The organism is Kaistia sp. SLG-1 (assembly GCF_059699055.1).
Window position 1 is genome coordinate 1,435,930 of the sequence record NZ_AP048544.1, and the last position, 21,359, is coordinate 1,457,288.

Below are 21,359 nucleotides of genomic sequence, written 5' to 3' on the forward strand. Positions count from 1 at the left end.
CGGCCGACTTGATCTTGAGCCGTCTCCCGTACGCGGGAGAGGGCGATCGCCAGGGTATTCGTCCGCCGCGGGCGACGACCCGATCGGATCGCCGCGCTAGGCGGGCGTCTCGGCCCGCGCCGCGTAGCGTCTTGCCATGGCGGCGCAGACGATCAGCTGCAGCTGGTGGAACAGCATCAGCGGCAGCACGATGAGGCCCACGCTCTGGCCGGCGAACAGGATGTTGGCCATCGGGATGCCGCTCGCCATGCTCTTCTTCGAGCCGCAGAAGACGATGGCGATCTCATCCGCCTTGGAGAAGCCGAGCCGGCGCGCCGCCCAGGTCGTGACGATGAGAACGATCGCCAGCATCACCACGTCGATGATGACGACCAGCGACAGGCTGGACCAGGTCAGCTGCGACCAGATGCCGGCGACCATGCCCTCGCTGAAGGCGGCGTAGACGATCAGGAGGATCGAGCCGCGGTCGACGAAGGAGGTGAGCTGCTTGTGCCGGACGATCCAGTTGCCGAGGAGTGGCCGCGCGATCTGTCCGAGCGCGAAGGGCAGGAGCAGCTGCAGGCCGATGTCGCGCAGCGAGGTTAAGTCGAGGCCGCCGCCATGCGAGCTCAGAAGCAGCGCGACGAGCGCCGGGGTCAGAAGGATGCCCAGGATGTTCGACACCGAGGCGCTGCAGAGCGCCGCCGGCACGTTGCCACGCGCGATCGACGTGAAGGCGATGGACGACTGCACCGTCGAGGGCAGGACCGCGAGGAACATCAGGCCGAAGGCGAGGTCGGCGCCGAGAAGCGGTTTTAGCAGCGTCGTCAGCGCCAGCCCGACGAGCGGGAACAGGACGAAGGTGCTGATGAAGACCAGGCTCTGCAGGCGCCAGTGCAGGATGCCCTCGACGATAGCCTTCGGTGACAGGCGGGCGCCGTAGAGAAAGAACAGCAGCCCGACGGCGAGATAGGTCACCTTGTCCATGATCTCGGCGCCGATGCCGTGCGCCGGCAGGACGGCGGCAATGGCAACGGTCGCGAGCAGCGCCAGGACATAGCCGTCGATGGGCAGCTTGAAAGGCAGTCTGAAGGACGGCATGTCGAATTCCGATATGGCGGCGGGTCGGGGGGGAGGGTGTCAGGCTTCGGAGGTCAGCGCGGGGTTCAACGCCGCGGCGGCAACACCGAAGAGATCTTTATGAGTCTTTTCAATGGCAGCCCCGACGCAGCCGATCATGGCGGCGCGGCTGCCGAGGACGCTCGCCTCGATGCGCGGCGGGTAGGGCGTGCAGCGGGCAAGCGCCCGGCGGACTTCCGCGATCAGTTCCTCCCGGATGCCGATGCTGCCGCCCAGGATGACGACTTCCGGATCCAGGATGGCGCCGATCGCCGCGATGGCGGGGGCAAGCAGGCGCGCGGTTTCCTCAATGGTGGCGACGGCGGCCGGCTCGCGCTGCTCGAAGGCGGCGAAAACGTCTCGCGCCGTGGCATCGGCGGCGCCGCCATAGCCGGCATAGCGCCGCGTCATGGCGGCGCTACCGACCGCATATTCGAGCGTGCCGAGCGAGAAGCCACGCGAGTCGTAGGGATCGCCGCCGACGGGAAGATAGGCGATCTCGCCCGCGCCGCCGCGGGCGCCGCGCAGCAGCCGGCCGCCGGCGACGATGCCCATGCCGATGCCGGTTCCGAGCGCCAGGAAGGTGAAGTCCGAGATCCCCGCGCCGCTGCCGCGCCACTGCTCGCCCTTGGCCGCGAGGTTGACGTCATTTTCGACGACCACCTCGGCGCCGGTGGCGCGCGCGAGCAGGTCGCGCACATTGATCGCGTCGAAGCCGGGAACGTTCGGGGCGATGGCGACCTTGCCGGTCTCGGCGTCGACGACGCCGGGCGTGCCGAGGACGATCAGCCGGACGGCGTTCGCGGGAATGCCGGCGCGCTCAGTGAGGCCCTGCACCATGCCGGCGATCTGGCGGATCAGTTCGGGGCCGCCGCGCAGGTCGGTCGGCTGCTGCTCCTCGGCGATGATCTCGCCGAGGAGGTCGGCGAGCGCCGCGTTGATCTTGGTGCCGCCGAGATCGACGCCGGCGACGAAGCGCGCGCCGCCATGGATCTCGTAGGTGAGGGCGCTGCGGCCGACCTTGCCGACCGTGCGCCCGCACTCCTTGACCCAGCCGCTTTCCTCGAGCGCGCGTACGACTTCCGACGCCGTCTGCTTCGAGAGGCCGGTCATCTTGGCGATGTCCGCCCGCGAAATGGGCCCGTTGCGCAGGATCGCCTGCATCACCGTCGTCGTCGATATCTGTCGGGCGGCAGGCGGCTCTTGCGGATCGGAGGCCATCGGGGTCTCGCTGCTATTGGTTCGTATGATTGACTAATCCGATCAAAACTCAGGCGTCAAGCCTATCGATTCATCAAAACCAGCTGCAGATAATATACGATCCTCGATAAAAATATCTATCGGCGATTAAATTGGTTCTTCGTCTTGACAAAGTGAAGGGCTCGCCACCAGACTTTGCCATCGACCGATGGAGGGACGGATGACGACGATCGCAGATATCGACAGCTTGCTAGGGCGGGCGACCGCCGAAGTCGGCGTCAGCAGCAGCCGGATCGCGAACGACGGGACGACGATGGAGGCGTCGCTCTGGAGCGTGGCGCCGGGCGCAAAGGCCGCCATCACGGTTCCCGCGCGTTCGGACGGCTACTGGTTCGTTCTGAAGGGGACGGGAAGCATCGCCGATGCCGAGGGCCAGAAGCAGCCGGTCAAGCCGCAGGTCTTCGCCATCGCGGGGCAGGGCAGCGACGTGACGCTTTCGAATGATGGCGGCGAGCCGCTGGAATTTCTCTATGTGATCTCGCCGCCGCCGGGCAGTCAGGCGGAGATCGCCGGCTATGAAGGCGGGCTGAAGACCATCCCGGCCGAGACGGTGGCGCTGGCGCACGAGCCGGAAAACAAGAAGCGTCGCGCCTTCTTCGTCGGCCCCAAGGCGACGCCCTCCGGCCGCGCCGAGGGCATGATCGTCCACTACGAGGCGGAGACGGTGACCCATCCGCATTTCCATCCGGACGCGGACAGCATCTTCGTCATCCTCGAAGGCACGCTCGAATTCACCAATGGCCGCGATCTCACGACGATCCGGCCCGGCCAGGCGGTCTTCATCAACCAGGGCCACCGCCACGGCACCCGCGTAACGCCCGGAGAGAGCGGCGCGGCCTTCCTGGAGTTTCATGTGCCGGCCAAGTTCCAGACGATCCAGGATCCGTAACGGCGGAACTGGGAGACATGGGAACACGTCGTATCAGAGGGGAATAAGATGTCGATCTCGTCTTTCTCGCGGCCTTCGTCCGGCCATCGCGCCAAACGCTTGCTGAAGTCTTTCGCTGCGGCGCTGCTGCTCGGCGGCGCCGCTGTCGCTCCCGCCTTCGCGGCGGATCCGCTGCCGGTGACGATCGGCATGAGCAGCCGCAATTTCCAGCCCGGCATCGCCAATATGTGGATCGGCCAGCCGCTCGGCCTGTTCGGTCCCGATATCGCGGCGACCACCATGGGCACCCAGGGCGGCACCGAGAACCTGGTCCTCATGCTGGCGGGTCGCGTGACCGTCAGCACCGGAACGCAGGACATCGTGCTGAACGGCCTCGCCGAGGGCCGCGACGTGCCGGCTGTCAGCCCGTGCGTCTATCTGCACGGCCTGATCCAGCGGGTGGACGTGCTGCCGGACAGCCCGATCAACGCCTATGCCGACCTCGCCGGCAAGAAGATCGGCATCGAGAGCCTCGCCTCGAGCGACACGGCGGTGCTCAAGTTCCTGCTTCGCAATTCGGGCGTCGATCCGGATTCCGTGACGTTCCTCGCCGTCGGCGCCAAGCAGCAGGCCGCCGCCGCGCTGCGCTCGCGCCAGGTCGACGGCATCATTCTCTCTGACACCGCGGAATCCGACCTGATCGCCGCCGGCGTCGAGCTCAAGAAGGTGCCGCTGGATGCCGCCCTGGAGCAGGCGGCCGTGGGCTACACCTGGGCCTTCGCCAAGAACTGGTATGACGGCAACAAGGACGCCGCCGCCAAGGTCATGCAGGGCATGATCAAGTCGATCATCGTCGCCACGCAGAATCCGGAAGCCGCGGTGCGGATCAGCTTCCACATGCATCCCGAGGCCTTGCCGGCCGGCGTGCCGCTGGATGATGCGGTTGCCAACGGTGTCCGCTCGATCAAGGTGCGCGCGCCGCTGGTGACCGTCGACCGCGCCAAGGGCGAGAAATGGTGCGAGTTCACCCCGGCGCAGTGGACGGGTTACGTCGACATGCTCGGGCTCACCGGCAAGGTCGACCCCGCCGTCTTCTACACGCCGGAGCTGATCGACAAGATCAACGACTTTGACGAGGCCGCCCTGCGCAAATGGGCCGACGAGCTCAAGGTCCCGGTCGATGCGGGCGAATACCAGCGGTGGGTCGCCGAACTCAAGGCTCCGTGATGAACCAGTTGGCAGCGGCCGGAACCTCCGGCATCTCCCCCGCCTCGATCGCCGTCCCCGCCCGGCCGGCGATCGAGGTCCGGGATCTCGACAAGGTCTATTCCTCGCACCGCGAGGGCACGGTCAAGGCGCTGACGGACATCTCCTTTTCCGCGAAAGAGGGTGAGTTCATCTGCGTCGTCGGGCCGTCCGGTTGCGGCAAGTCCACATTGCTCAAGATCATTGCCGGGATCATCCCGGCGACGAACGGTACGCTGCTGGTGAACGGCGCGCCGCCGAGCGACGTGCAGACCAAGGTGGGACTGGTGTTCCAGTCCCCCGTCCTTTTGCCCTGGCGGACGGTGCTGCAAAACACCATGCTGCCCGCCGAGGTCTATGGCCTCGACAAGAAGGCCGCCGAGGCGCGGGCGGCCAAGCTGCTCAAGATGGCGGGGTTGTCCGGGTTCGAGCAATCCTATCCGTCCGAGCTTAGCGGCGGCATGCAGCAGCGGTGCTCGATCACGCGCGCTTTGTTGCCGGATCCCGCCATCCTGCTGATGGACGAGCCGTTCGGCGCTCTCGATGCGATGACGCGAGACACGATGAATCTCGAGCTTCAGCGCATCTGGATGGAAAGCAACAAGACCATCTTCCTGATCACTCATTCGATCCCCGAGGCGGTCTTCCTCGCCGATCGCGTGCTGGTGATGAGCGCGCGGCCGGGCCGGATCGTTGACGACATCAAGATCGACCTGCCACGAGCGCGCGATCTTGACGTCATGCTCGCCCCCGAATTCGGCGAGGCGGTTCGCCGGATCCGCATGCATCTCGGGCTTGGCAACCAGGAGCGTCCCTATGCCGACTGATACTGCCGTCAAGGCGAACATCGCCGCCGGACGCCTCTCATCCTCCCCGGCGGCGAAGGCACGGCCGAACCGCGTGACGGCATTCCTCAACCGCCATATCGCGCCGATCTCCTTCGTCATCCTGCTGATCGTGATCGAGATTTGCGTGCGGGCGTTCAAGGTGCCGGAATATATCCTGCCGACACCAAGCCAGATCCTCCGCTCCCTGATCGCCGGCTTCTCCACGCCGATCGGTTCGCCCAACGGCTTCTACATCCACCTCTATGCGACGGGGCTCGCGGCCGGTTCTTCCTTCGTCGGAGGCGCCATTCTGGGCGTGGTGATGGGCGCTGTCGTGGTGCGGTTCAGCTTCGCGCGACGACTTTTCTATCCCTATATCATCGCGCTCCAGAGCGTCCCCAAGGTGGCGCTGGCGCCGCTGTTTACGGTCTGGTTCGGGCTTGGCTTCGAGTCCAAGGTGGTGCTGGGCGTGCTGCTCACCTTCTTCCCGGTGCTGATCAACACGGCGGCGGGACTTTCCGGCGTAGAGCCGGATCGGCTGGAGCTGATGGCCAGCATGAAGGCGACGGCCTGGCAGACGTTCAAGCTCGTGCAGCTGCCGAGCGCCTGGCCCTTCGTCTTCGCCGGACTAGAACTGGCGGCGATCTATTCGATCCTCGGCGCGGTCGTCGGCGAATTCGTCGGCGGCGAGGCCGGGCTCGGCGTGCTCATTCTCAATCGCAACGCCGCGCTCGACATTCCGGGCTCGATGGCCGCGCTGGTGGTCCTGGCCGTCATCGGCATCGGCGTGCAGAGGCTCGTCGCCTTCGTGCGTCGCAAGATCCTGTTTTGGGCGCCGAGCGAGAAGACGCTGACGCGGGAACCCACCTGACGCCTCTCGCGCAGCACGCTCGATCGCGAGCCAACTCAACGTCGCCGTGATTTTTGTCGCGGCGACGTTTTTGTGGGCGCTGTTCCGGGAAGGGTATCGGCGGATTGCTCGAGGCGCCCGTCGCCATGCGCGCTGGCCGACCGGCCTCGTCGTTGGAATGTCTCAGCGAGGGCCGCGGTCGCCCGGCTTCCTCGCCCTGTGCCAGGCTGACGTGCCTGCCGGGCGGGTTCGGGCGAAGCGGATGCCGGCTCGTTGATTGGAAGTGCCGAGGGAAGCCGATCGGCGACGGCCATCAGGTCGCGCATTGCAAATGAGCAATCCAGGGGAGGGAGGTGATCATGGGCGCATCGCCAAACGAAAAGGCCAGCCGCGCGGTGCGCGGCTGGCCAGGTCTCCTGCCCGTCGGAAGGTCTCGGGGCGGGGTCGGACGAAGCGGTGGCGGGCTACTGGCCCGCCGGCTCGCTGATGGTGACGGTGAGGCTGCCGAGACCGTCGATCGCGCCGACCAGGACCTGCCCGGTGGTGACGGCGCCGACGCCGCTCGGCGTGCCGGTCAGGATGATGTCGCCCGCCTCGAGCGCGAAGTAGCGCGAGAGGTTGGCGATGATCTCGGGCGTGGTCCAGATCATCATGCCGAGATCGGCGTCCTGCTTGACCTCGCCGTCGACGGTCATGCGGATGCTGCCCTTGTCGACATGGCCGACTTCGGAGACGGGGTAGATCGTGCCGACCGGGCAGGAGCGGTCGAACGCCTTGCCGAGTTCCCAGGGCTGGTTCGGCCGATCGGACTGGCCGTCGACGCTCCGCCGGGTCATGTCGAGGCCGACGCCATATCCGTAGACATGGTCGAGTGCCTTCTCGACGGGGATGTTGTAGCCGCCCGACTTCATCGCGACGACCAGTTCGAGCTCGTAATGGTAGTTGCTCGTCATCACCGGATAGTCGAGCACCGCGCCGTCCTGCTCGATGCTGTCGGTCGGCTTCTGGAACACGATCGGGAAGTCGAGCTTCTCGTCGCCACCCATCTCGCGGACATGCGCCACATAGTTGCGGCCAATGCAATAGATGCGCCGCACCGGATAGCGCCCGTCCGATCCATGAACGGGAAGGCTCGGCCGCTCCCCGGCATCGACGACGAAATTCTGGCTTGTACCCATCTGCATCCCTTTCTGTGCGGCATCTGGACGTTGGATCATCCAATGTCCATGCACATATCGAAGGCAAAATCCGAAATCAATATGATTTTGACAATCTACGCATAATCATACATTATTCGGTCGTCAGGGTTACAGAGGGAGGACAACCATGCTCAAAAAGGGACGTGGGCGTTTCGGCGCCATCTGCCTCGCCGCCGCCATGGCGGCAGCTACGGTCATCGGCAGCGCATCCGCGCAGGAACTTCGGGAGATAACCGTCGTCCTGCCGCATCCGGGCGCGATCGGGCAGTATCCGATGCATGTCGCGATCGGGGAGGGCTATTTCGCCAATGAGGGGCTGAAGGTCACGGTGCGCGCCGTCGACGGATCCGGCCAGGTCGTGCAGGCGATCGCCGCCGGCCAGGGCGATATCGGCGTGCCGGGCCCGGGGCCGCTTCTGTCGGCGCGGATGCAGGGCGTCGACATCGTCTCGTTCTATAATCACTTCACCAAGAGCCAGTTCGGCATCATGGTGGGGCAGGACGCACCGTTCCAGCAGCTGACCGATCTGAAGGGCAAGGTGATCGGCATCGGCACGGCCGATGGCGCCGAGGTCTCCTTCGCGCGTTCGATGCTCGACGCCGCCGGCATGAAGGAAGGCGCTGATTACACCTTCCTGACCGTGGGCGATTCCGGCCCCGCCACCGTCGCCTTCCAGCGCGGCGAGATCGACGCCTATGCCGCCGCGACCGCCGATGCCGCCATTCTCTCGATGCGTGGCATGAACGTGCGCGACGTCACGCCGGTGGAGTTCCAGGGCTATTTCGGCAACGGCTTCGCCGCGATGCGCCCGTTCATCGACGCCAACCCCACGGTGATGGAAGGTTTTGGCCGTGCGCTCGCCAAGGGCGCGGCCTTCGGCCAGAAGCCGGAGAACCGCGAGAAGGTGCTGGCCTATTCGGCCGTCGGCAATCCCCAGGAGGCCGAGGATCGCAAGCTGCTCGAGGCGCTGTTTGACAACATCAAGCTGCGCGTCCTGCCGACCGATCTTTCCAAGGGCTGGGGCTACAACCATCCGGAGCAGTGGCAGGCCTGGGAGAAGTCGCTCGTCGCTTCGGGCAGCCTGAAGGGGCCGGTGGACGGTCTCGACAAGGCCTATACGAACCAGTTCGTCGCGGCGTGGAACGAGGGCCTGCCGCAGTGAGCGACCGCATATCCGCAATCGGACCGGCCGGGGAGCAATCCCGGCCGGTATTTCAGCTGCGCGGCGTGAGCAAGCACTATGCCCGCCGCAAGGTCCAGGCGCTGGACAAGGTCGACCTGACCTTGCCCAAGGGCACCTTCGCCTCGATCATCGGATCGAGCGGATGCGGGAAATCCACCCTGCTCAAGATCATGGCCGGCCTGGTCCCGCCCTCGTCCGGCAGCGTGCTCCTGAACGGCAAGCCCGTCCTCGGTCCCCGCCGCGAGGCGGGCATGATGTTCCAGCAGGCGACGCTGTTTCCGTGGCGCACGACGCTCGAGAACATCGTGCTGCCTATCGAGGTGCAGCGCGGCAAGGCGGCGGCCCGCCAGGCCGAGGGGCGGGCGCTCGACCTGCTCAAGCTGGTCGGGCTCGAAGGTTTCGAGAAGGTCTATCCGAACGAGCTTTCGGGCGGCATGGCCCAGCGCGCCGCCATGTGCCGGATGCTGATCACCGAGCCGGACGTCCTGCTGCTCGACGAGCCGTTCAGCGCGCTCGACGAACTGACGCGCGACTTTCTCAACATCGAGCTGCAGCGCATCTGCACCGACCGGCAGGCGACCGCGTTCCTGATTACCCATTCGATCTCGGAAGCGGTGATCCTGTCGGACATGGTCTATGTGATGTCGCCGCGGCCCGGCCGCTTCGTCAAGGCGATCCCGATCGACCTGCCGCGCCCGCGCACCCTCGAAATGATGACCGAGCCGCGCTTCGGCGCCTATGTCTCCGAAATTCGCGGCCTGCTGGACAGGGGAGCCTTCCTGTGACCGATTTTCCCGAAACTGTCTGGCGCGAGAAGGTCGCCTTCGTCGACCGCATTCCGCGGCCGCTCGCCATCGCGCTGCTCGTGGCCATCATCCTGGCGGCCTGGCAGACGGTTACCGCGCTCGGCCTCGTCTCGCCGATCATCCTGCCGTCGCCGGCGCGCACGGCGCAGGATCTCGTCTATGTCGGCATGGGCATCCTGACCGGCAGCTATATCTTCTCCGCCTTCCTGGTCACGGCGCAGGAAGTGGTGCTGTCCTTCATCCTTGCCTCGGCGATCGGCATCGCCATCGGCGTCATCGTCGGCGGCACGGCCTTCGGCGAGCGGGCCTTGATGCCGGTGATCGTGGCCATCGATACCATGCCGAAGGTCGCCTTTGCGCCGCTCTTCCTGTCCTGGCTCGGTTTCGGCATCGCCTCCAAGGTGGCGCTCGCGACCTTCATCGCGCTGTTCCCGATCATCGTCGGCGTCGCGGCCGGCCTGCATGCGACGGATGAGAACGCCCGCATGCTGTTCCGCAGCCTCGGCGCCGGACCGTGGCGGACGCTGGTCCAGCTCAAGATCCCGACCGGCCTGCCGCACTTCTTCACCGGGCTCAAGGTCTCGGCCATCGGCGTCGTCGGCGGCGCGATCACCGGCGAGCTCGTGGGCGGCGGCAAGGGCTTCGGCGAACTGATCCGGATCGCGGCCTCCCAGCTTGACACGCCGCGTGTCTTCTCGCTCATCTGCTATCTGAGCTTGATGGGGCTTGCCACATTCGGGGTGGTGGCTTGGATTCAGCGCCGGTTCGTCTTCTGGCATCGCGATTCGGCCCTTGGCGATGGCAACTGAGAGGCCGCTGGAAGGAATGAGCAAGTGAGCTTGAAACCCGAGAAGGCCACGACGGCCACCATGGCCTACGACCAGCTGCGGCTCGATATCCTGCGGGGCAACCTTCAGCCGGGCCAGAAGCTGGCGATCGACAGCATCGCCCAGCGCTATGGCGTCGGCACCAATCCCGTGCGCGAGGCGCTCAACCGGCTCTCGTCGGAGCGGTTGGTGGACCGGCATGACCAGCGCGGCTTCTTCGTGCCGCAGATCAGCATCGAGAGCTGGCGCGAACTGGTGAAGACGCGCTGCTGGCTGGAGAGCCTCGCGCTCGAGCAGTCCATGCGCAACCGGACGGTGGAATGGGAGGAGGAGATCGTCCTCGCCCTCCACCGGATGTCGCGTTCGCCCTGGACCGAGGAGAGCTCGGACATGGCGCGGCGGGCGCAGTTCGAGGGGGCGCACCGCGCCTTCCACGTCGCGCTGCTGGCGAATTGCGGTTCGTCCTGGCTGCTCCAGTTCTGCGAAGTGCTGATGGACCATGCGCAGCGCTACATCTTCGTCTCGGCTGGCGCTGCCTATCCGCGCCGGCACGGCGAAGACGAGCACCGGCAGATCGCCGACGCCGTCCTCGACGGCCGGATCGAAGAGGCCAAGGAGCGGCTCGTCGCTCACTACATGCTCACGCTCGAATATATCGAGCGCGATATCGAAGCCTGATCTCCAGCTCGCGGAATTGACCCATGTATCTGCGTGACTTCATGCAGCCCGGCCGCTCCGTCGCCGTGGCTGAAAACGGCATGGCTGCGACCTCGCACCCCGCCGCGACCCTCGCCGCCCTCGATGTGCTCCGCGCCGGCGGCAACGCCGTCGACGCCGCGGTCGCGGCCGTGGCGCTGCAGGGCGTCGTTGACCCGCACATGACCGGCATCGGCGGCGACTGCTTCGCGCTCTATGCTCCGGCCTCCGGCCCCGTCGTGGCGCTGAACGGCTCCGGCCATGCGCCGGCCGCGGCGACGCTCGACCACTATCTCGAGCGCAAGATCTCCGTCATCGAGGAGCCGACGCCGGACGCCGTGACGGTTCCGGGCGCGGTGGCGGCCTGGGCGCATCTGGTCGGCCGGTATGGCCGCTTCGAGCTGGAGCGCGTTCTGGCGCCGGCGATCGCGGCGGCCGAGGACGGCTACCGGATCACCCCGCGCGTGTTCCATGACTGGGAGCGCTATGCCGGCCGCGTCGCCGCGAACCCGGCCGCCAGCGCGCAGTTCCTGCCGGGCGGCCGCGCGCCGCGCATCGGCGATCGGATGACGGCCCCCGCATTGGCCGCCACCCTGCGCGCGATCGGCAGAAAGGGCGCGAAGGCCTTCTACGAGGGCGAGGTGGCGGAAGAGATCGTCGCCGTGCTGCGCTCGCTCGGCGGACTACACGATCTCGACGATTTCGCCGCCTATGCGCCGATCGAGACGGCGCCGATCGGCGCGGACTATCGCGGCTATCAGTTGCTGGAGTGCCCGCCCAACGGGCAGGGGCTCGCGGCGCTGATCATCGCCCGCATCCTGGACGGCTTCGATCTCGCCGATCCCAGCCTCGGCGAGGCGGACCGCATCCACCTGCTGACCGAGGCGACTAAGGCCGCTTACGCCCAGCGTGACGCGGTGATCTGCGATCCCGCGCACGTTACCGTCGATATCGAGGCGCTGCTCAGCGAAAGCTCGATCGGCGCCATGCGGTCGCGGATCGGGCTAGGCCTGGCGTCGGATCCCGGCGAATGGGAGGTTCCCGCCCATCCAGACACGGTCTATGTGACGGTGGTGGACAAGGATCGCAACGCGGTCTCGCTGATCAACTCGATCTTCTCGGCCTTCGGCAGCGGCATCTATGCGCCGCGTTCGGGCGTGCTGCTGCAGAACCGGGGCTCGGGCTTCTCGCTGCGGCCGGGACATCCCAACGCCATCGGCCCGCGCAAGCGGCCGCTGCACACGATCATCCCCGCCATGCTGATGAAGGACGGCCTGCCGGTGATGTCCTACGGCGTCATGGGCGGCCAGTATCAGGCCGTGGGGCATGTCCATGTTCTGTCGCAGATCCTCGACAGGGGGCTCGACCCGCAGATGGCCAACCAGGCGCCGCGCAGCTTCCATTTCAAGGGGGAGCTGTCGCTTGAAACCACGCATGACCCGGCGATCAAGGCGGAGCTCGAGCGGATGGGGCATAAGGTGAGCTGGGCCACCGAGCCGCTCGGCGGCTGCCAGGCCATCTGGATCGATCGGCAATCGGGCGCGCTGTTCGGCGGCTCCGACCACCGCAAGGACGGCATCGCCCTCGGCTACTAGCTGCTCACACTGACGAGAGACGCGAACCGGAATTCGTTCCGGCTCGCGTCGGGCGGCGTCCGGTCACCCTCAATGGGCGGGGGCGGCGGTCTGCAGGATGATCTTGAGCACGGCCGACGCCAGTTCCGTGACGATGTCGCGCGCGGCTTTCTCCGCCTCGGCTACGTTCGCCGCCTCGATCGCGTCCCGCATGCGCCGCCAGCCTGCGATCAGCCTGCCTTTGCGGTTGGCGCAGGTCAGGCTCGACCGGGTGAAGCCGAGGTTCCGGATCAGCACGAGCGACATGACATGCGGCAGGCTGTTGTTGCCGCTGAGCGCCGCGAGATCCAGCGAGAGCTGGTTGATGGCGACGAGGAAGTCGACGAGCGGCCCCTCGGCGGCAAGGCTCTCCTCGAGCAGGCGCACGGCTTCGTCGAGCAGCTCCAGAGCCTCGCGCGACGAGGCCTCGGCCAGGCGGTGCGCCATCAGCGCATAGAGCTGCCCTTCGATCTCGAAGAGGTCCCTCGCTTCTTCCGGTGTCAGCGACACGACCTGGGCGCCGCGCCGGGCCGAGATCGACACGAAGCCGTCCCGCTCCATGATGCGGAACGCCTCGCGCACCGGATTGCGGCTGACGCCGAAATCGGCGGAGATCTGCTCTTCCACCAGCCTTGCGCCGGGCTCGTATTCGCCCGCGATGATCATCGCGCCGATCTGCTGCGCGATCTGCTCGGAGACGGAGAGCGTTCGCAAAGGCTCTCCACCGGGCCAATCAGCCCGGAACATCGGCGGCGCCTGCCGGTGCAATCCCCCCGGACCCTTCGATTTCACCAGCCAAACCTCCTCAGACGGGCGATACCCATTCGCCCTCGAACGGACCCCGCAATCTGGGCGCCGAGTCGAGACGGGGTGCCTGCTATTTGTCGCGAGGGTTCCCGCGATTTGCAACCATACCGGATCATGGGTTCACCGGCGCCGTCGCCGTCATGGACGGCCGTGATGAAAAGCCGGCGAACCAGTGCGCGCTCACCGGCTGCTCGCTGCGCCAGTCGAGCGCGGGTACGCGGTGATCGAGATAGGCGAAGGCGCAGGCGAAGGTGATCGCGGCGAGGTCGATCCGGTCGCCGAGCTCCGGTATGGCCTGCTCCATGCCGGCGAGGCCGGAGCGGATCTTGCGAAGCTGCGCCTCCGTCCAGTCCGACCAGACGAGCGGTTCCGGCCGCAGCCCGGTCTCGTAGCGGTAGAGCTGCGCCGTCTCGATGACGCCATTGGCGAGGCCGTGCAGGCTGAGCGTCCGCCACCGCGCGGCCCCGGAGGCGGGGACGAGCCGGTCGCCGGCGATCGAATCCAGGAACTGGCAGATGACGTCGCTGCCGGTGACCGTCGTGCCGTCCTCTAGGACGAGCGTCGGCACCTGCGCGAGCGGGTTGACGGCGGCGAGCCGGGGATCGGGCGCGAGGCGGCTCGGCGTGACGGGCACGAGCTCGATCCGGTCGGTGAGCCCCAGCTCCGCCGCGCAGACGCGCACCTTGCGGACATAGGGGGAGGTTGGGGAATGGAATAGTCGCATCGCGGCGCGCGTCCCGGCTTTCAATTTCAAGGTCGACCTTAGTATCGCATTTCTTGACATTGTACACAATTAGACAATGCTCAGGGGCATAGTTTGATCCTGCGCAAGGAACGGCCTGTCGCCGCTCCGCGCGCGGTGCTGCATGCGGGCGGGAATGACCTTGAGTTCGGCGGTTCGGAAGCATCCAGGCGGCAATGCCTCGGGGGAGCAGGGCGCGGTGTTCGACGTCCTCATCGCGGGCGCCGGGCCGGCGGGGCTGACTATGGCCAACCTGCTCGGCCAGGCCGGTGTACGCGTTTTGCTGATCGAGCGGGATCCGGGCTTGTCCGAAATCCCGAAGGCGCTGCTGATCGATGACGAGTTCTTTCGCCTTCTCGCCACGCTCGGCCTCAGCGCGCCCGTCAGCGCCCATGGCGTCTACCCGATCTCGTTCGATTATTATTCGCCGATGGGCTGGCGCGTCGGCCATGTCGAGCCCAGCATCACCGAGCACCACTATTCGCGCCGCACGGCGACCTTCCAGCCCGAATTCGAGGCGATCCTGCTCGCCGGCGGCGAGCGTTTTCCGACCTTCGAGGCGCGTTTCCGGCACGAGCTGGTCGACTTCGAGCAGGATGCGGACGGCGTGGTGGCGACGCTGGCGACCCCGGAGGGCGAGGCGCGGGTACGGGCCCGCTATCTCGTCGGCGCGGATGGGTCGCACAGCCTCGTCCGCAAGAAGCTCGGCATTCCCTTCGACGAGGTGCGGAAATTCGGCGACCGGCACATCGTGGTCGATGTGCTCGAGGATCCGGATACCTCGCCTGTCGCGGTGACGAAGCTCGGCTGGAGCCGGAACTATGTCAGCCTGCCTTCGCCGAACGGCGGCCGGCGCTACGAGGTGTCGCTGCACGAGCACGAGACCGACGACGCCGCCTTGCTCGAGGATGCGGCGCTCGCCCGAATGCTGGCGCCGATCTGCGACGACATCCGCACCCGCCGCGTCATCCGCAAGGCGATCTACACGTTCCATTCGCGCATCGCGCGGCGCCTGTCGGAAGGCCGTGTCCACCTCGTCGGCGACGCGGCGCATGTTATGCCGATCTTCGGCTCCCAGGGCATGAACAGCGGCGCGCGCGACGTGAAGAATCTGGGCTGGAAGCTGGCGGAGGTCATTCACGGCCGCGCTCTTCCGTCGCTGCTCGACAGCTATCACGAGGAGCGCTTCGAGCACCTCGTCGAGACGATCAAGATCGCGACGGCGAACGGCAAGCTGCAGTCGGCGCGCATGCTGCCCGTCACCATGGCGCGGGATCTGTTCCTGGGGGCGGCCTCGCTCATTCCGGCCTTCAGCCGCTGGATCCGCGACATGCGCTATATTCCGAAGCCCTATCTGAAGTCCGGCATCGTCCTGCATGACGGCCGGCCCGATCCGAAGAGCCTGATCGGGCGCGTACTGCCGAACCCGTCCGTGGTCCCGGATGGCGGAGCCGAGACGCTGCTCGACGACCTCCTCGGTCCGGGCTTCGCGCTCGTGGGGTTCGACGTCGCCGAGGCGCCCGTAGCCGCGTTGCGGCATCCCTTCCTCGATCCGGCGCGCATCAGCCGCGTGGCGCTCAGGCCCGCAGGGGCGCCCGCGCCGCGCGCCGCCGAAGGCGTCATCACCGCCGCGCTCGCCGATCACCGGCTGTCGGAGGCGATCGCCTTCCATGCCGGCCAATGGCTGGTCGTGCGGCCCGATCGCATCGTCGCCGCCGCGCTGGCGCCGGCCGACCTCGCCGCGGGCGCCGGGCATCTTTCACGGCTGCTCGCCGGCGAAGCGAGCCCGGAGCCGGCGAGCGTCGCCGCCTGAGACATGTCATCCCAAATGGAGATCAGAAGAGCATGCGTCGTATCCTAATGCTGGCGACCGCCGCCGCGATGGCGTCGCTTCCGCTGCTTGCCGCCCGCGCGGCGGAGGAGCCGGTCATCATCGGCGCCGCCACCGCGTCGAGCGGATGGATGGCCCCCTATGACGAAGGCCCGGTCTCGGCAGCCCAGGTCGCCGTCGACGAGATCAACGAGGCGGGCGGCGTGCTCGGCCACCCGCTGAAGCTGGTGCATGTCGACACCAAGACGGATCGCGCCGAGGCGGCGAAGGCGGCAGCGCAGCTCGCAGGACAGGGCGCCAAGGCGATCATCGTTTCGGCGGATTTCGACATGGGCGGCCCCGCCGCGCTCGTCGCGAACCAGGAAGGCGTGCTCGCCTTCTCGACCAATGGCGCCGACATCAAGCTCGGCAACAAGGCCGTCGGTCCCTACGTCTTCACGCTTGCGACCGAGGCCGAGGGCGCAGGCGCGCTGCTGGCCGACTGGGCCTACAGGAAGCAGGGCTGGAAGACCGGCTACCTGCTCGAGGATACGGCGCTCGAATATACGAAGTCGCTCGCGCGCGGCTTCAAGGCCGGCTGGACGAAGGTCGCCGGCGCCGACGCGCTCGTGGGCGAGGACAGCTACAAGAACGCCGACCCGTCGGTGGCCGCGCAGGTCTCGCGCCTCGCCGCCCTCGACAAGAAGCCCGACTTCATCTTCCTCGCCGGCGTCACTCCCGGCTTCCCGGCGGTGCTGCGCCAGCTGCGGGCGGCGGGCATCGATGCGCCGGTGATCGGCGGCGTCGGCTTCGACGGCGACGAATGGCATGGCGCGTTGCCGCCCGAAGCGCTGACCAAGGTCTATTACGGCTCCTATTCCTCGGCGCGCGGCGACGATCCCCGTCCGGAAATCGCCAGCTTCCTCGAGCGCTTCAAGGCGCGCAACGGCGGCAAGCCGCCGGCATCGGGCGGCCTCGCCGTCTCCGGCTACAGCGCCGTCTACGCCTGGGCGCGCGCCGCCGAGCGCGCCGGCTCGGTCGAGCCGGCCAAGGTCCTCGCCGAGCTGGAGAAGTTCAAGGACGAGCCGCTCCTCGTCGGCCCGACCACCTTTACGCCGGATCTGCACATCAACCGCTCGCGCGCGACGCTGATCGTCGGCTTCGACAACGCCAAGGCGACGCCGCTCGGCTATTACGATCCGGCCGTCGGCGACTATGTCGAATGGTGGAAGAACTGAGCGCGGGCATGATCGAGGCGCACGCCGTCTCGGTAAGCTTCTCCGGCCTGCGCGTGCTTTCCGATGTCTCCCTCGGCCTCGCCGAGGGAGACATTCTCGGCCTGATCGGACCGAACGGCGCCGGCAAGACGACACTCGTCAACGTGCTCTCGGGCTTCACGAAGCCCGGGAACGGCGAGGTTCGCGTCGATGGCCGGTTGGTCGAGGCCGGCGATCCCGCCGCGTTCGTCCGGGCCGGCGTTGTGCGAACCTTCCAGAACGTGCGCCTCTTTCCGCGCCTCAGCGTGCGCGAGAACATCCTCGCGGCCGTGCTGGCCCGGGGCGGTCCCCGGCGCGCGGCGGCGGAACGGGTCGAGCAACTGATGGAAGCCCTCGACCTCACGCGCTTCGCCGATGCGGAAGCGCGCTCCATTCCCTATGGCGACGAGCGCCGCGTCGGCATTGCCCGCGCGCTCGCCGGCAAGCCGCGCTTCCTGCTGCTCGACGAGCCGGCGGCCGGCTTGAACGCCGCCGAGAACGAGGCGCTGATCGGGTTGATCATGCGCCTGCCGCGCGACTTCGGCTGCGGCATCCTGCTCATCGAACACAACATGCATGTCGTGATGGCGCTCTGCAGTCGCCTGCATGTGCTCGACGGCGGCCGGACCCTCGCCGTCGGCGCGGCGGACGAGGTGCGCTTTGATCCGGACGTGGTGCGCGCCTATCTCGGCCGGGCGGGGAAGGGGCGACATGCGGCTCTTAGTTGAAGACCTCTCCATCCACTATGGCCGCATCGCCGCCGTGCGCGGCGTCAGCTTCGAGGTTGGCGAGGGCGAGGCCTTCGCGATCATCGGCGCGAACGGCGCCGGCAAAACCTCGACGCTGCAGGCGATCGCCGGCGGACGGCCGGCATCCGGCGGCACGATCCGCTTTGGCGGGGTTGTTCTGAACCCTCTCTCGCCGGAGGCGAGGGCGAGGCTCGGCCTTTCGCTCGTGCCGGAAGGCCGGGAGGTGTTCGGCTCGCTCACCGTCGAGGAAAACCTGCTGGTCGCCACTGCGGCGCGGCGCGATCGGTCCGGTGTCCGCCGCGATCTCGATCGTCTGCTCGACCGCTTTCCCGTGCTGCGCCATCGCCTTCGCAGCCTCGGTCAGAGCCTTTCCGGCGGCGAGCAGCAGCAGCTCGTCATCTGCCGCGCGCTGATGACCCGGCCGCGACTGCTCCTGATCGACGAACCGTCCCTCGGCCTCGCGCCGCAGATGGTCGACACCGTCTACGACATCCTCGCCGAGCTGCGGGCGACCGAAGGGCTGACCCTCCTGGTGGTCGAGCAGAGCCTCGACCACGTGCTGGAGATCGCCGACCGGGTCGCGATCCTGGAGACGGGCGGCGTCCAGCGCATCGCGTCGCGCGCGACGCTACGCGCGGAACTCGCGGCGTCAGCCACCTCGCGCCAGGCGGCCTGGAGCCTCGCATGAACCAGATCTTCCAGATCGCCTTCGACACGATCAGCCTCGGCGCCCTCTATGCGCTCGCAGCGCTCGGCGTCGGCCTCGTCTTCGGCGTCATGCGGCTCGTGAACTTCGCTTTCGGCGACTACATCACCTGGGCCGGCTATGCGTTGCTCCTGCCCGCGATGGGCTTCGGCGCCTCGCTCGGCGGCGCCGGGCTGGCGGTCCTTTCCGTCGCGCTGCCCGTCGCGGTCGCGATCGGGCTGGCCCTCCTCACCGAGCGGATCGCCTTTCATCCGCTCCGGCGGGCGGATTCCTCGACGCTGCTGATCGCCTCCTTCGCCGTCAGCTACCTGCTGCAAAACCTTATCCTGATGACGGTCGGCGGCCGGCCGCAGAGCGTCGATATCGGCGGCGCGCTGACCGGCCTCGTCGTCCTCGGCGGCGTTCGCCTCGCCATCCTCGACCTCGTGACGCTCGGCGTCGCGGCGGCGCTGATGGCGGCCCTCTATTTCGTGTTGAGCCACACGCTGATCGGCATCCAGCTCCGCGCCGCCTCGGAAAGCTTCGGCATGGCGCGCCTGCTCGGCGTCCGCGCCAACCGGATCATCGCCGCCGCCTTCGCGCTCTCGGGCCTGCTCGCGGCCTTCGTCTCGTTGCTCCTCGTCGCCAAGACCGGCTCGCTCGACTACCGCATGGGCATGCCGCTCGTGCTCGCCGCCTTCATCGGAACGGTGGTCGGCGGGCTTGGCAACATCGTCGGCGCGGCGGTCGGCGGCTTTCTGATCGGCGCCGTGGCGATGATCTGCCAGCACCTGTTGCCGGGGGATTTGCGCGGGGCGCGCGATGCCTTCGTCTTCGCCTTTGTCGTGCTGGTGCTGATCGTGCGGCCACGCGGCCTTCTCACCTCGACGAAGTCTCTGGAGCGCGTATGAGCCGATCCCTGAACAAGGCCGCGCTCCGCAACGCGGTGGCGAGCCCCATACTCCTCATCCTCGGCCTCGTCATCCTCTCCGGCGTCGCCTATGCAGCCGGCGGCAACCTGCCCGCGACCGTTACCGAGCTCCTCGTCTATGTCGTCCTCGTGGTGGGGCTGCAGATCTTCATCGGCAACAGCGGCATCGTCTCGTTCGGCCATATCGTCTTCGGCCTCGTCGCCGCCTATGCCTCGACATGGCAGACCTGCTGCTCGGGGCTGAAGAGCTTCTATATGCCGGGCCTGCCGGCCGTTCTCCTCGACAACAGCGTGCCCGTGCTGCCGGCCGCGCTGCTGGCGGGGCTCGTCGCCGTCCTCTTCGCGCTGGTGATCGGCGTGCCGCTGATGCGGCTTTCGGGCATCGCCTCCGGCATCGCGCTCTTCGGCGTGCTCGCCATGGTGAAGGCGGTCTACGAGACCTGGGACGGCTGGACCGCCGGCACCTCCTCGATCATCGGCCTGCCGCGCTATGTCGATCTTCCCGTCGCCCTTGGTGCGGCGTCGGCGGCGATCGTTATCGCCTTCCTGTTCCGCAATTCGCGCTACGGGTTGATGCTGCGCGCCGCGCGGGAGGACGAAGTGGCGGCGCGCGCGGCCGGCATCCCGGTCGTGCGGCTCCGCATCCTCGCCCATCTCGTCAGCGCCTTCGTGATCGGCATCGGCGGAGTGCTCTATGTCCACTATATCGGCACGATCTCGGTCGACGTTTTCTGGCTCGACATGACCTTCCTGACGCTTGCCATGCTGGTCGTCGGCGGCCTGCGAAGCGTCACCGGCGCGGTGGTAGGCGTCGTCCTGGTTCGGCTCGTCACCGAGCTGCTCCGTCTGCTCGAGGACGGTGTCGGCATCGGCGGCCATGTCCTCGTCTTCCCGCCGGGCAGCCAACAGGCGGCGCTCGCCATCGTGCTGCTCGTCATTCTGCTGTTCCGGCCCGAAGGGCTGTATGGCAGCCGTGAACTGACCTGGCCGATCGGCCGGCCGCGAGCCGGTTCCGGCAAATCCGAGGAGACTTCTCCATGAGCGACGACATCCCGCTGCTGGTCGATCCCGAATGGCTCGCGGCCCGGCTCGGTGAGCCGGATCTGGTCATTCTTGATTGCAGCACGCGCCTCGAGCCGGATCCGGCCGGCGGCCCCGACCGCAACATCGCCGAGCGGGCCGAGTTCCTCGCCGCGCATATTCCCGGCGCCCGTTTCGCCGACATGGTTTCGGAGCTGTCCGACCCAGCCGGCGCCTATCCCTTCACGGCGCCGCAGCCCGAGGCTTTTGCCGCCGCGGTCGAACGGCTCGGCGTCGGCCCGGACAGCCGCGTCGTGCTCTATGCCAGCGGCAATCCGTGGTGGGCGACGCGGGCCTGGTGGGTGCTGCGCCTCTACGGTTTTGACCGGGCCGGCGTGCTCGACGGCGGCTTCAAGGCCTGGCGCGCCGCCGGCCTGCCGGTCGAGGCGGGCGAGCCGGCGCCGTCTCAGCCTGTTCGATTCCCGGCGCGGCCCCCACGCCCGTTGATCGCGACGGCGAGCGATGTGCTCGCGGCGATCGGCTCGGATGCAGGCTGCGTCGTTAACGCCCTGCCGGCCGCGCGCTTTCGTGGCGAGGGCGCGACGTCCTTGCCGCGCGCCGGCCGCATCGCCGGCTCGATCAGCCTTCCCGGCGCCGAGACGATCGATCCGGCGACGGGGAAAAGCCTGCCGCTCGACGTCATCGAGGCGCGGTTCCGCGCGGCTGGCCTGTTCGACAAGCCGGTGATCGCCTATTGCGGCGGCGGCGTCACGGCGACGTGGATCGCCTTCCTGCTGGCGCGGATGGGCGGCCCGGAGCCGCTCATCTACGATCACTCGCTGCAGGAATGGACGGTCGACCCGTCGCTGCCCATGGCAACCGGCTGA

General features: G+C 67.6%; 21 protein-coding genes. 16 read left to right on the forward strand and 5 right to left on the reverse strand.

All coding sequences use genetic code 11. The features are described 5' to 3' along the window. Nucleotides 1-96 precede the first annotated feature (96 nt). Entirely contained in the window at nt 97-1,080 is a 984-nt protein-coding gene (locus AC6HZP_RS06340; protein WP_497525854.1) for a bile acid:sodium symporter family protein, read from the reverse strand. Nucleotides 1,081-1,119: 39 nt separating this feature from the next. Beyond that, entirely contained in the window at nt 1,120-2,319 is a 1,200-nt protein-coding gene (locus AC6HZP_RS06345) for an ROK family transcriptional regulator (RefSeq protein ID WP_497525855.1), read from the reverse strand. Nucleotides 2,320-2,518: 199 nt separating this feature from the next. Between AC6HZP_RS06345 and AC6HZP_RS06350 the strand changes: the two genes are divergently transcribed. Genes AC6HZP_RS06350 through AC6HZP_RS06365 form a run of 4 tightly spaced genes read left to right on the forward strand, consistent with a single transcriptional unit; the run spans nt 2,519 to nt 6,169 of the window. Then, nucleotides 2,519-3,247 carry a cupin domain-containing protein gene (locus AC6HZP_RS06350; protein ID WP_497525856.1) on the forward strand — a complete coding sequence of 243 codons (729 nt, stop codon included), beginning with the start codon at nt 2,519-2,521 and terminating at the stop codon, nt 3,245-3,247. Nucleotides 3,248-3,295: 48 nt separating this feature from the next. Beyond that, the gene (locus AC6HZP_RS06355; protein WP_497525857.1) at nt 3,296-4,453 is read left to right on the forward strand and encodes an ABC transporter substrate-binding protein; all 1,158 of its coding nucleotides are present in this window, start codon (nt 3,296-3,298) and stop codon (nt 4,451-4,453) included. After that, nucleotides 4,453-5,298 carry an ABC transporter ATP-binding protein gene (locus tag AC6HZP_RS06360; RefSeq protein ID WP_201402794.1) on the forward strand — a complete coding sequence of 282 codons (846 nt, stop codon included), beginning with the start codon at nt 4,453-4,455 and terminating at the stop codon, nt 5,296-5,298. The genes AC6HZP_RS06355 and AC6HZP_RS06360 overlap by 1 nt, the downstream gene beginning before the upstream one ends. Next, on the forward strand, nt 5,288-6,169 hold the full coding sequence (locus AC6HZP_RS06365) for an ABC transporter permease (protein WP_497525858.1): 882 nt from the start codon (nt 5,288-5,290) through the stop codon (nt 6,167-6,169). The genes AC6HZP_RS06360 and AC6HZP_RS06365 overlap by 11 nt, the downstream gene beginning before the upstream one ends. 443 nt (nt 6,170-6,612) lie before the next feature. Here AC6HZP_RS06365 and AC6HZP_RS06370 read toward each other — a convergent pair whose 3' ends face one another. After that, the gene (locus AC6HZP_RS06370) at nt 6,613-7,326 is read right to left on the reverse strand and encodes a fumarylacetoacetate hydrolase family protein (protein WP_497525859.1); all 714 of its coding nucleotides are present in this window, start codon (nt 7,324-7,326) and stop codon (nt 6,613-6,615) included. A gap of 148 nt (nt 7,327-7,474) precedes the next feature. Here AC6HZP_RS06370 and AC6HZP_RS06375 point away from each other — a divergent pair, with 148 nt between their 5' ends. Genes AC6HZP_RS06375 through ggt form a run of 5 tightly spaced genes read left to right on the forward strand, consistent with a single transcriptional unit; the run spans nt 7,475 to nt 12,454 of the window. Further along, nucleotides 7,475-8,509, forward strand: a complete 1,035-nt coding sequence (locus AC6HZP_RS06375) for an ABC transporter substrate-binding protein (RefSeq protein ID WP_497525860.1) — start codon at nt 7,475-7,477, stop codon at nt 8,507-8,509. A 56-nt stretch (nt 8,510-8,565) separates the two neighbouring features. Beyond that, the gene (locus AC6HZP_RS06380) at nt 8,566-9,315 is read left to right on the forward strand and encodes an ABC transporter ATP-binding protein (protein WP_497526746.1); all 750 of its coding nucleotides are present in this window, start codon (nt 8,566-8,568) and stop codon (nt 9,313-9,315) included. After that, nucleotides 9,312-10,145: an ABC transporter permease gene (locus tag AC6HZP_RS06385; RefSeq protein WP_497525861.1), complete on the forward strand. Its 834-nt coding sequence runs from the start codon at nt 9,312-9,314 to the stop codon at nt 10,143-10,145. Before AC6HZP_RS06380 ends, AC6HZP_RS06385 begins: the two co-directional genes overlap by 4 nt. 24 nt (nt 10,146-10,169) lie before the next feature. Beyond that, nucleotides 10,170-10,841 (forward strand): GntR family transcriptional regulator, encoded by a 672-nt coding sequence (locus tag AC6HZP_RS06390; protein ID WP_201402799.1) that lies wholly within the window; start codon nt 10,170-10,172, stop codon nt 10,839-10,841. Between the two features lie 23 nt (nt 10,842-10,864). Further along, nucleotides 10,865-12,454 (forward strand): gamma-glutamyltransferase, encoded by a 1,590-nt coding sequence (ggt, locus tag AC6HZP_RS06395; RefSeq protein WP_497525862.1) that lies wholly within the window; start codon nt 10,865-10,867, stop codon nt 12,452-12,454. A gap of 69 nt (nt 12,455-12,523) precedes the next feature. Here ggt and AC6HZP_RS06400 read toward each other — a convergent pair whose 3' ends face one another. Together AC6HZP_RS06400 and AC6HZP_RS06405 are read right to left on the reverse strand one after the other, a co-directional pair. Then, nucleotides 12,524-13,186: a GntR family transcriptional regulator gene (locus AC6HZP_RS06400; protein ID WP_497525863.1), complete on the reverse strand. Its 663-nt coding sequence runs from the start codon at nt 13,184-13,186 to the stop codon at nt 12,524-12,526. Between the two features lie 205 nt (nt 13,187-13,391). Then, the gene (locus AC6HZP_RS06405) at nt 13,392-14,003 is read right to left on the reverse strand and encodes a glutathione S-transferase family protein (protein WP_497525864.1); all 612 of its coding nucleotides are present in this window, start codon (nt 14,001-14,003) and stop codon (nt 13,392-13,394) included. Nucleotides 14,004-14,220: 217 nt separating this feature from the next. Between AC6HZP_RS06405 and AC6HZP_RS06410 the strand changes: the two genes are divergently transcribed. From AC6HZP_RS06410 to AC6HZP_RS06440, 7 genes are read left to right on the forward strand one after another with little or no spacing between them, the layout of a single operon-like run. Continuing rightward, the gene (locus tag AC6HZP_RS06410; protein ID WP_497525865.1) at nt 14,221-15,834 is read left to right on the forward strand and encodes an FAD-dependent monooxygenase; all 1,614 of its coding nucleotides are present in this window, start codon (nt 14,221-14,223) and stop codon (nt 15,832-15,834) included. Nucleotides 15,835-15,866: 32 nt separating this feature from the next. After that, nucleotides 15,867-17,069 carry an ABC transporter substrate-binding protein gene (locus tag AC6HZP_RS06415; protein WP_497525866.1) on the forward strand — a complete coding sequence of 401 codons (1,203 nt, stop codon included), beginning with the start codon at nt 15,867-15,869 and terminating at the stop codon, nt 17,067-17,069. Further along, complete coding sequence (locus tag AC6HZP_RS06420; protein ID WP_497525867.1) at nt 17,054-17,815, forward strand: ABC transporter ATP-binding protein; 762 nt, start codon at nt 17,054-17,056, stop codon at nt 17,813-17,815. Before AC6HZP_RS06415 ends, AC6HZP_RS06420 begins: the two co-directional genes overlap by 16 nt. Continuing rightward, a complete protein-coding gene (locus AC6HZP_RS06425) occupies nt 17,799-18,524 on the forward strand; it encodes an ABC transporter ATP-binding protein (protein ID WP_497525868.1) in 726 nt (241 codons plus the stop codon). The genes AC6HZP_RS06420 and AC6HZP_RS06425 overlap by 17 nt, the downstream gene beginning before the upstream one ends. Then, nucleotides 18,521-19,432, forward strand: a complete 912-nt coding sequence (locus AC6HZP_RS06430) for a branched-chain amino acid ABC transporter permease (protein WP_497525869.1) — start codon at nt 18,521-18,523, stop codon at nt 19,430-19,432. The genes AC6HZP_RS06425 and AC6HZP_RS06430 overlap by 4 nt, the downstream gene beginning before the upstream one ends. After that, nucleotides 19,429-20,493: a branched-chain amino acid ABC transporter permease gene (locus tag AC6HZP_RS06435; RefSeq protein WP_497525870.1), complete on the forward strand. Its 1,065-nt coding sequence runs from the start codon at nt 19,429-19,431 to the stop codon at nt 20,491-20,493. The genes AC6HZP_RS06430 and AC6HZP_RS06435 overlap by 4 nt, the downstream gene beginning before the upstream one ends. After that, the gene (locus AC6HZP_RS06440; protein ID WP_201402809.1) at nt 20,490-21,359 is read left to right on the forward strand and encodes a sulfurtransferase; all 870 of its coding nucleotides are present in this window, start codon (nt 20,490-20,492) and stop codon (nt 21,357-21,359) included. Before AC6HZP_RS06435 ends, AC6HZP_RS06440 begins: the two co-directional genes overlap by 4 nt.

Coding starts and splice junctions, on each gene's coding strand:
- AC6HZP_RS06340 (WP_497525854.1), bottom strand. CDS start 1,080: ATGCCGTCCTTCAGACTGCCTTTCAAGCTGCCCATCGACGGCTATGTC.
- AC6HZP_RS06345 (WP_497525855.1), bottom strand. CDS start 2,319: ATGGCCTCCGATCCGCAAGAGCCGCCTGCCGCCCGACAGATATCGACG.
- AC6HZP_RS06350 (WP_497525856.1), top strand. CDS start 2,519: ATGACGACGATCGCAGATATCGACAGCTTGCTAGGGCGGGCGACCGCC.
- AC6HZP_RS06355 (WP_497525857.1), top strand. CDS start 3,296: ATGTCGATCTCGTCTTTCTCGCGGCCTTCGTCCGGCCATCGCGCCAAA.
- AC6HZP_RS06360 (WP_201402794.1), top strand. CDS start 4,453: ATGAACCAGTTGGCAGCGGCCGGAACCTCCGGCATCTCCCCCGCCTCG.
- AC6HZP_RS06365 (WP_497525858.1), top strand. CDS start 5,288: ATGCCGACTGATACTGCCGTCAAGGCGAACATCGCCGCCGGACGCCTC.
- AC6HZP_RS06370 (WP_497525859.1), bottom strand. CDS start 7,326: ATGGGTACAAGCCAGAATTTCGTCGTCGATGCCGGGGAGCGGCCGAGC.
- AC6HZP_RS06375 (WP_497525860.1), top strand. CDS start 7,475: ATGCTCAAAAAGGGACGTGGGCGTTTCGGCGCCATCTGCCTCGCCGCC.
- ggt (WP_497525862.1), top strand. CDS start 10,865: ATGTATCTGCGTGACTTCATGCAGCCCGGCCGCTCCGTCGCCGTGGCT.
- AC6HZP_RS06405 (WP_497525864.1), bottom strand. CDS start 14,003: ATGCGACTATTCCATTCCCCAACCTCCCCCTATGTCCGCAAGGTGCGC.
- AC6HZP_RS06415 (WP_497525866.1), top strand. CDS start 15,867: ATGCGTCGTATCCTAATGCTGGCGACCGCCGCCGCGATGGCGTCGCTT.
- AC6HZP_RS06420 (WP_497525867.1), top strand. CDS start 17,054: ATGGTGGAAGAACTGAGCGCGGGCATGATCGAGGCGCACGCCGTCTCG.
- AC6HZP_RS06425 (WP_497525868.1), top strand. CDS start 17,799: ATGCGGCTCTTAGTTGAAGACCTCTCCATCCACTATGGCCGCATCGCC.
- AC6HZP_RS06430 (WP_497525869.1), top strand. CDS start 18,521: ATGAACCAGATCTTCCAGATCGCCTTCGACACGATCAGCCTCGGCGCC.
- AC6HZP_RS06435 (WP_497525870.1), top strand. CDS start 19,429: ATGAGCCGATCCCTGAACAAGGCCGCGCTCCGCAACGCGGTGGCGAGC.
- AC6HZP_RS06440 (WP_201402809.1), top strand. CDS start 20,490: ATGAGCGACGACATCCCGCTGCTGGTCGATCCCGAATGGCTCGCGGCC.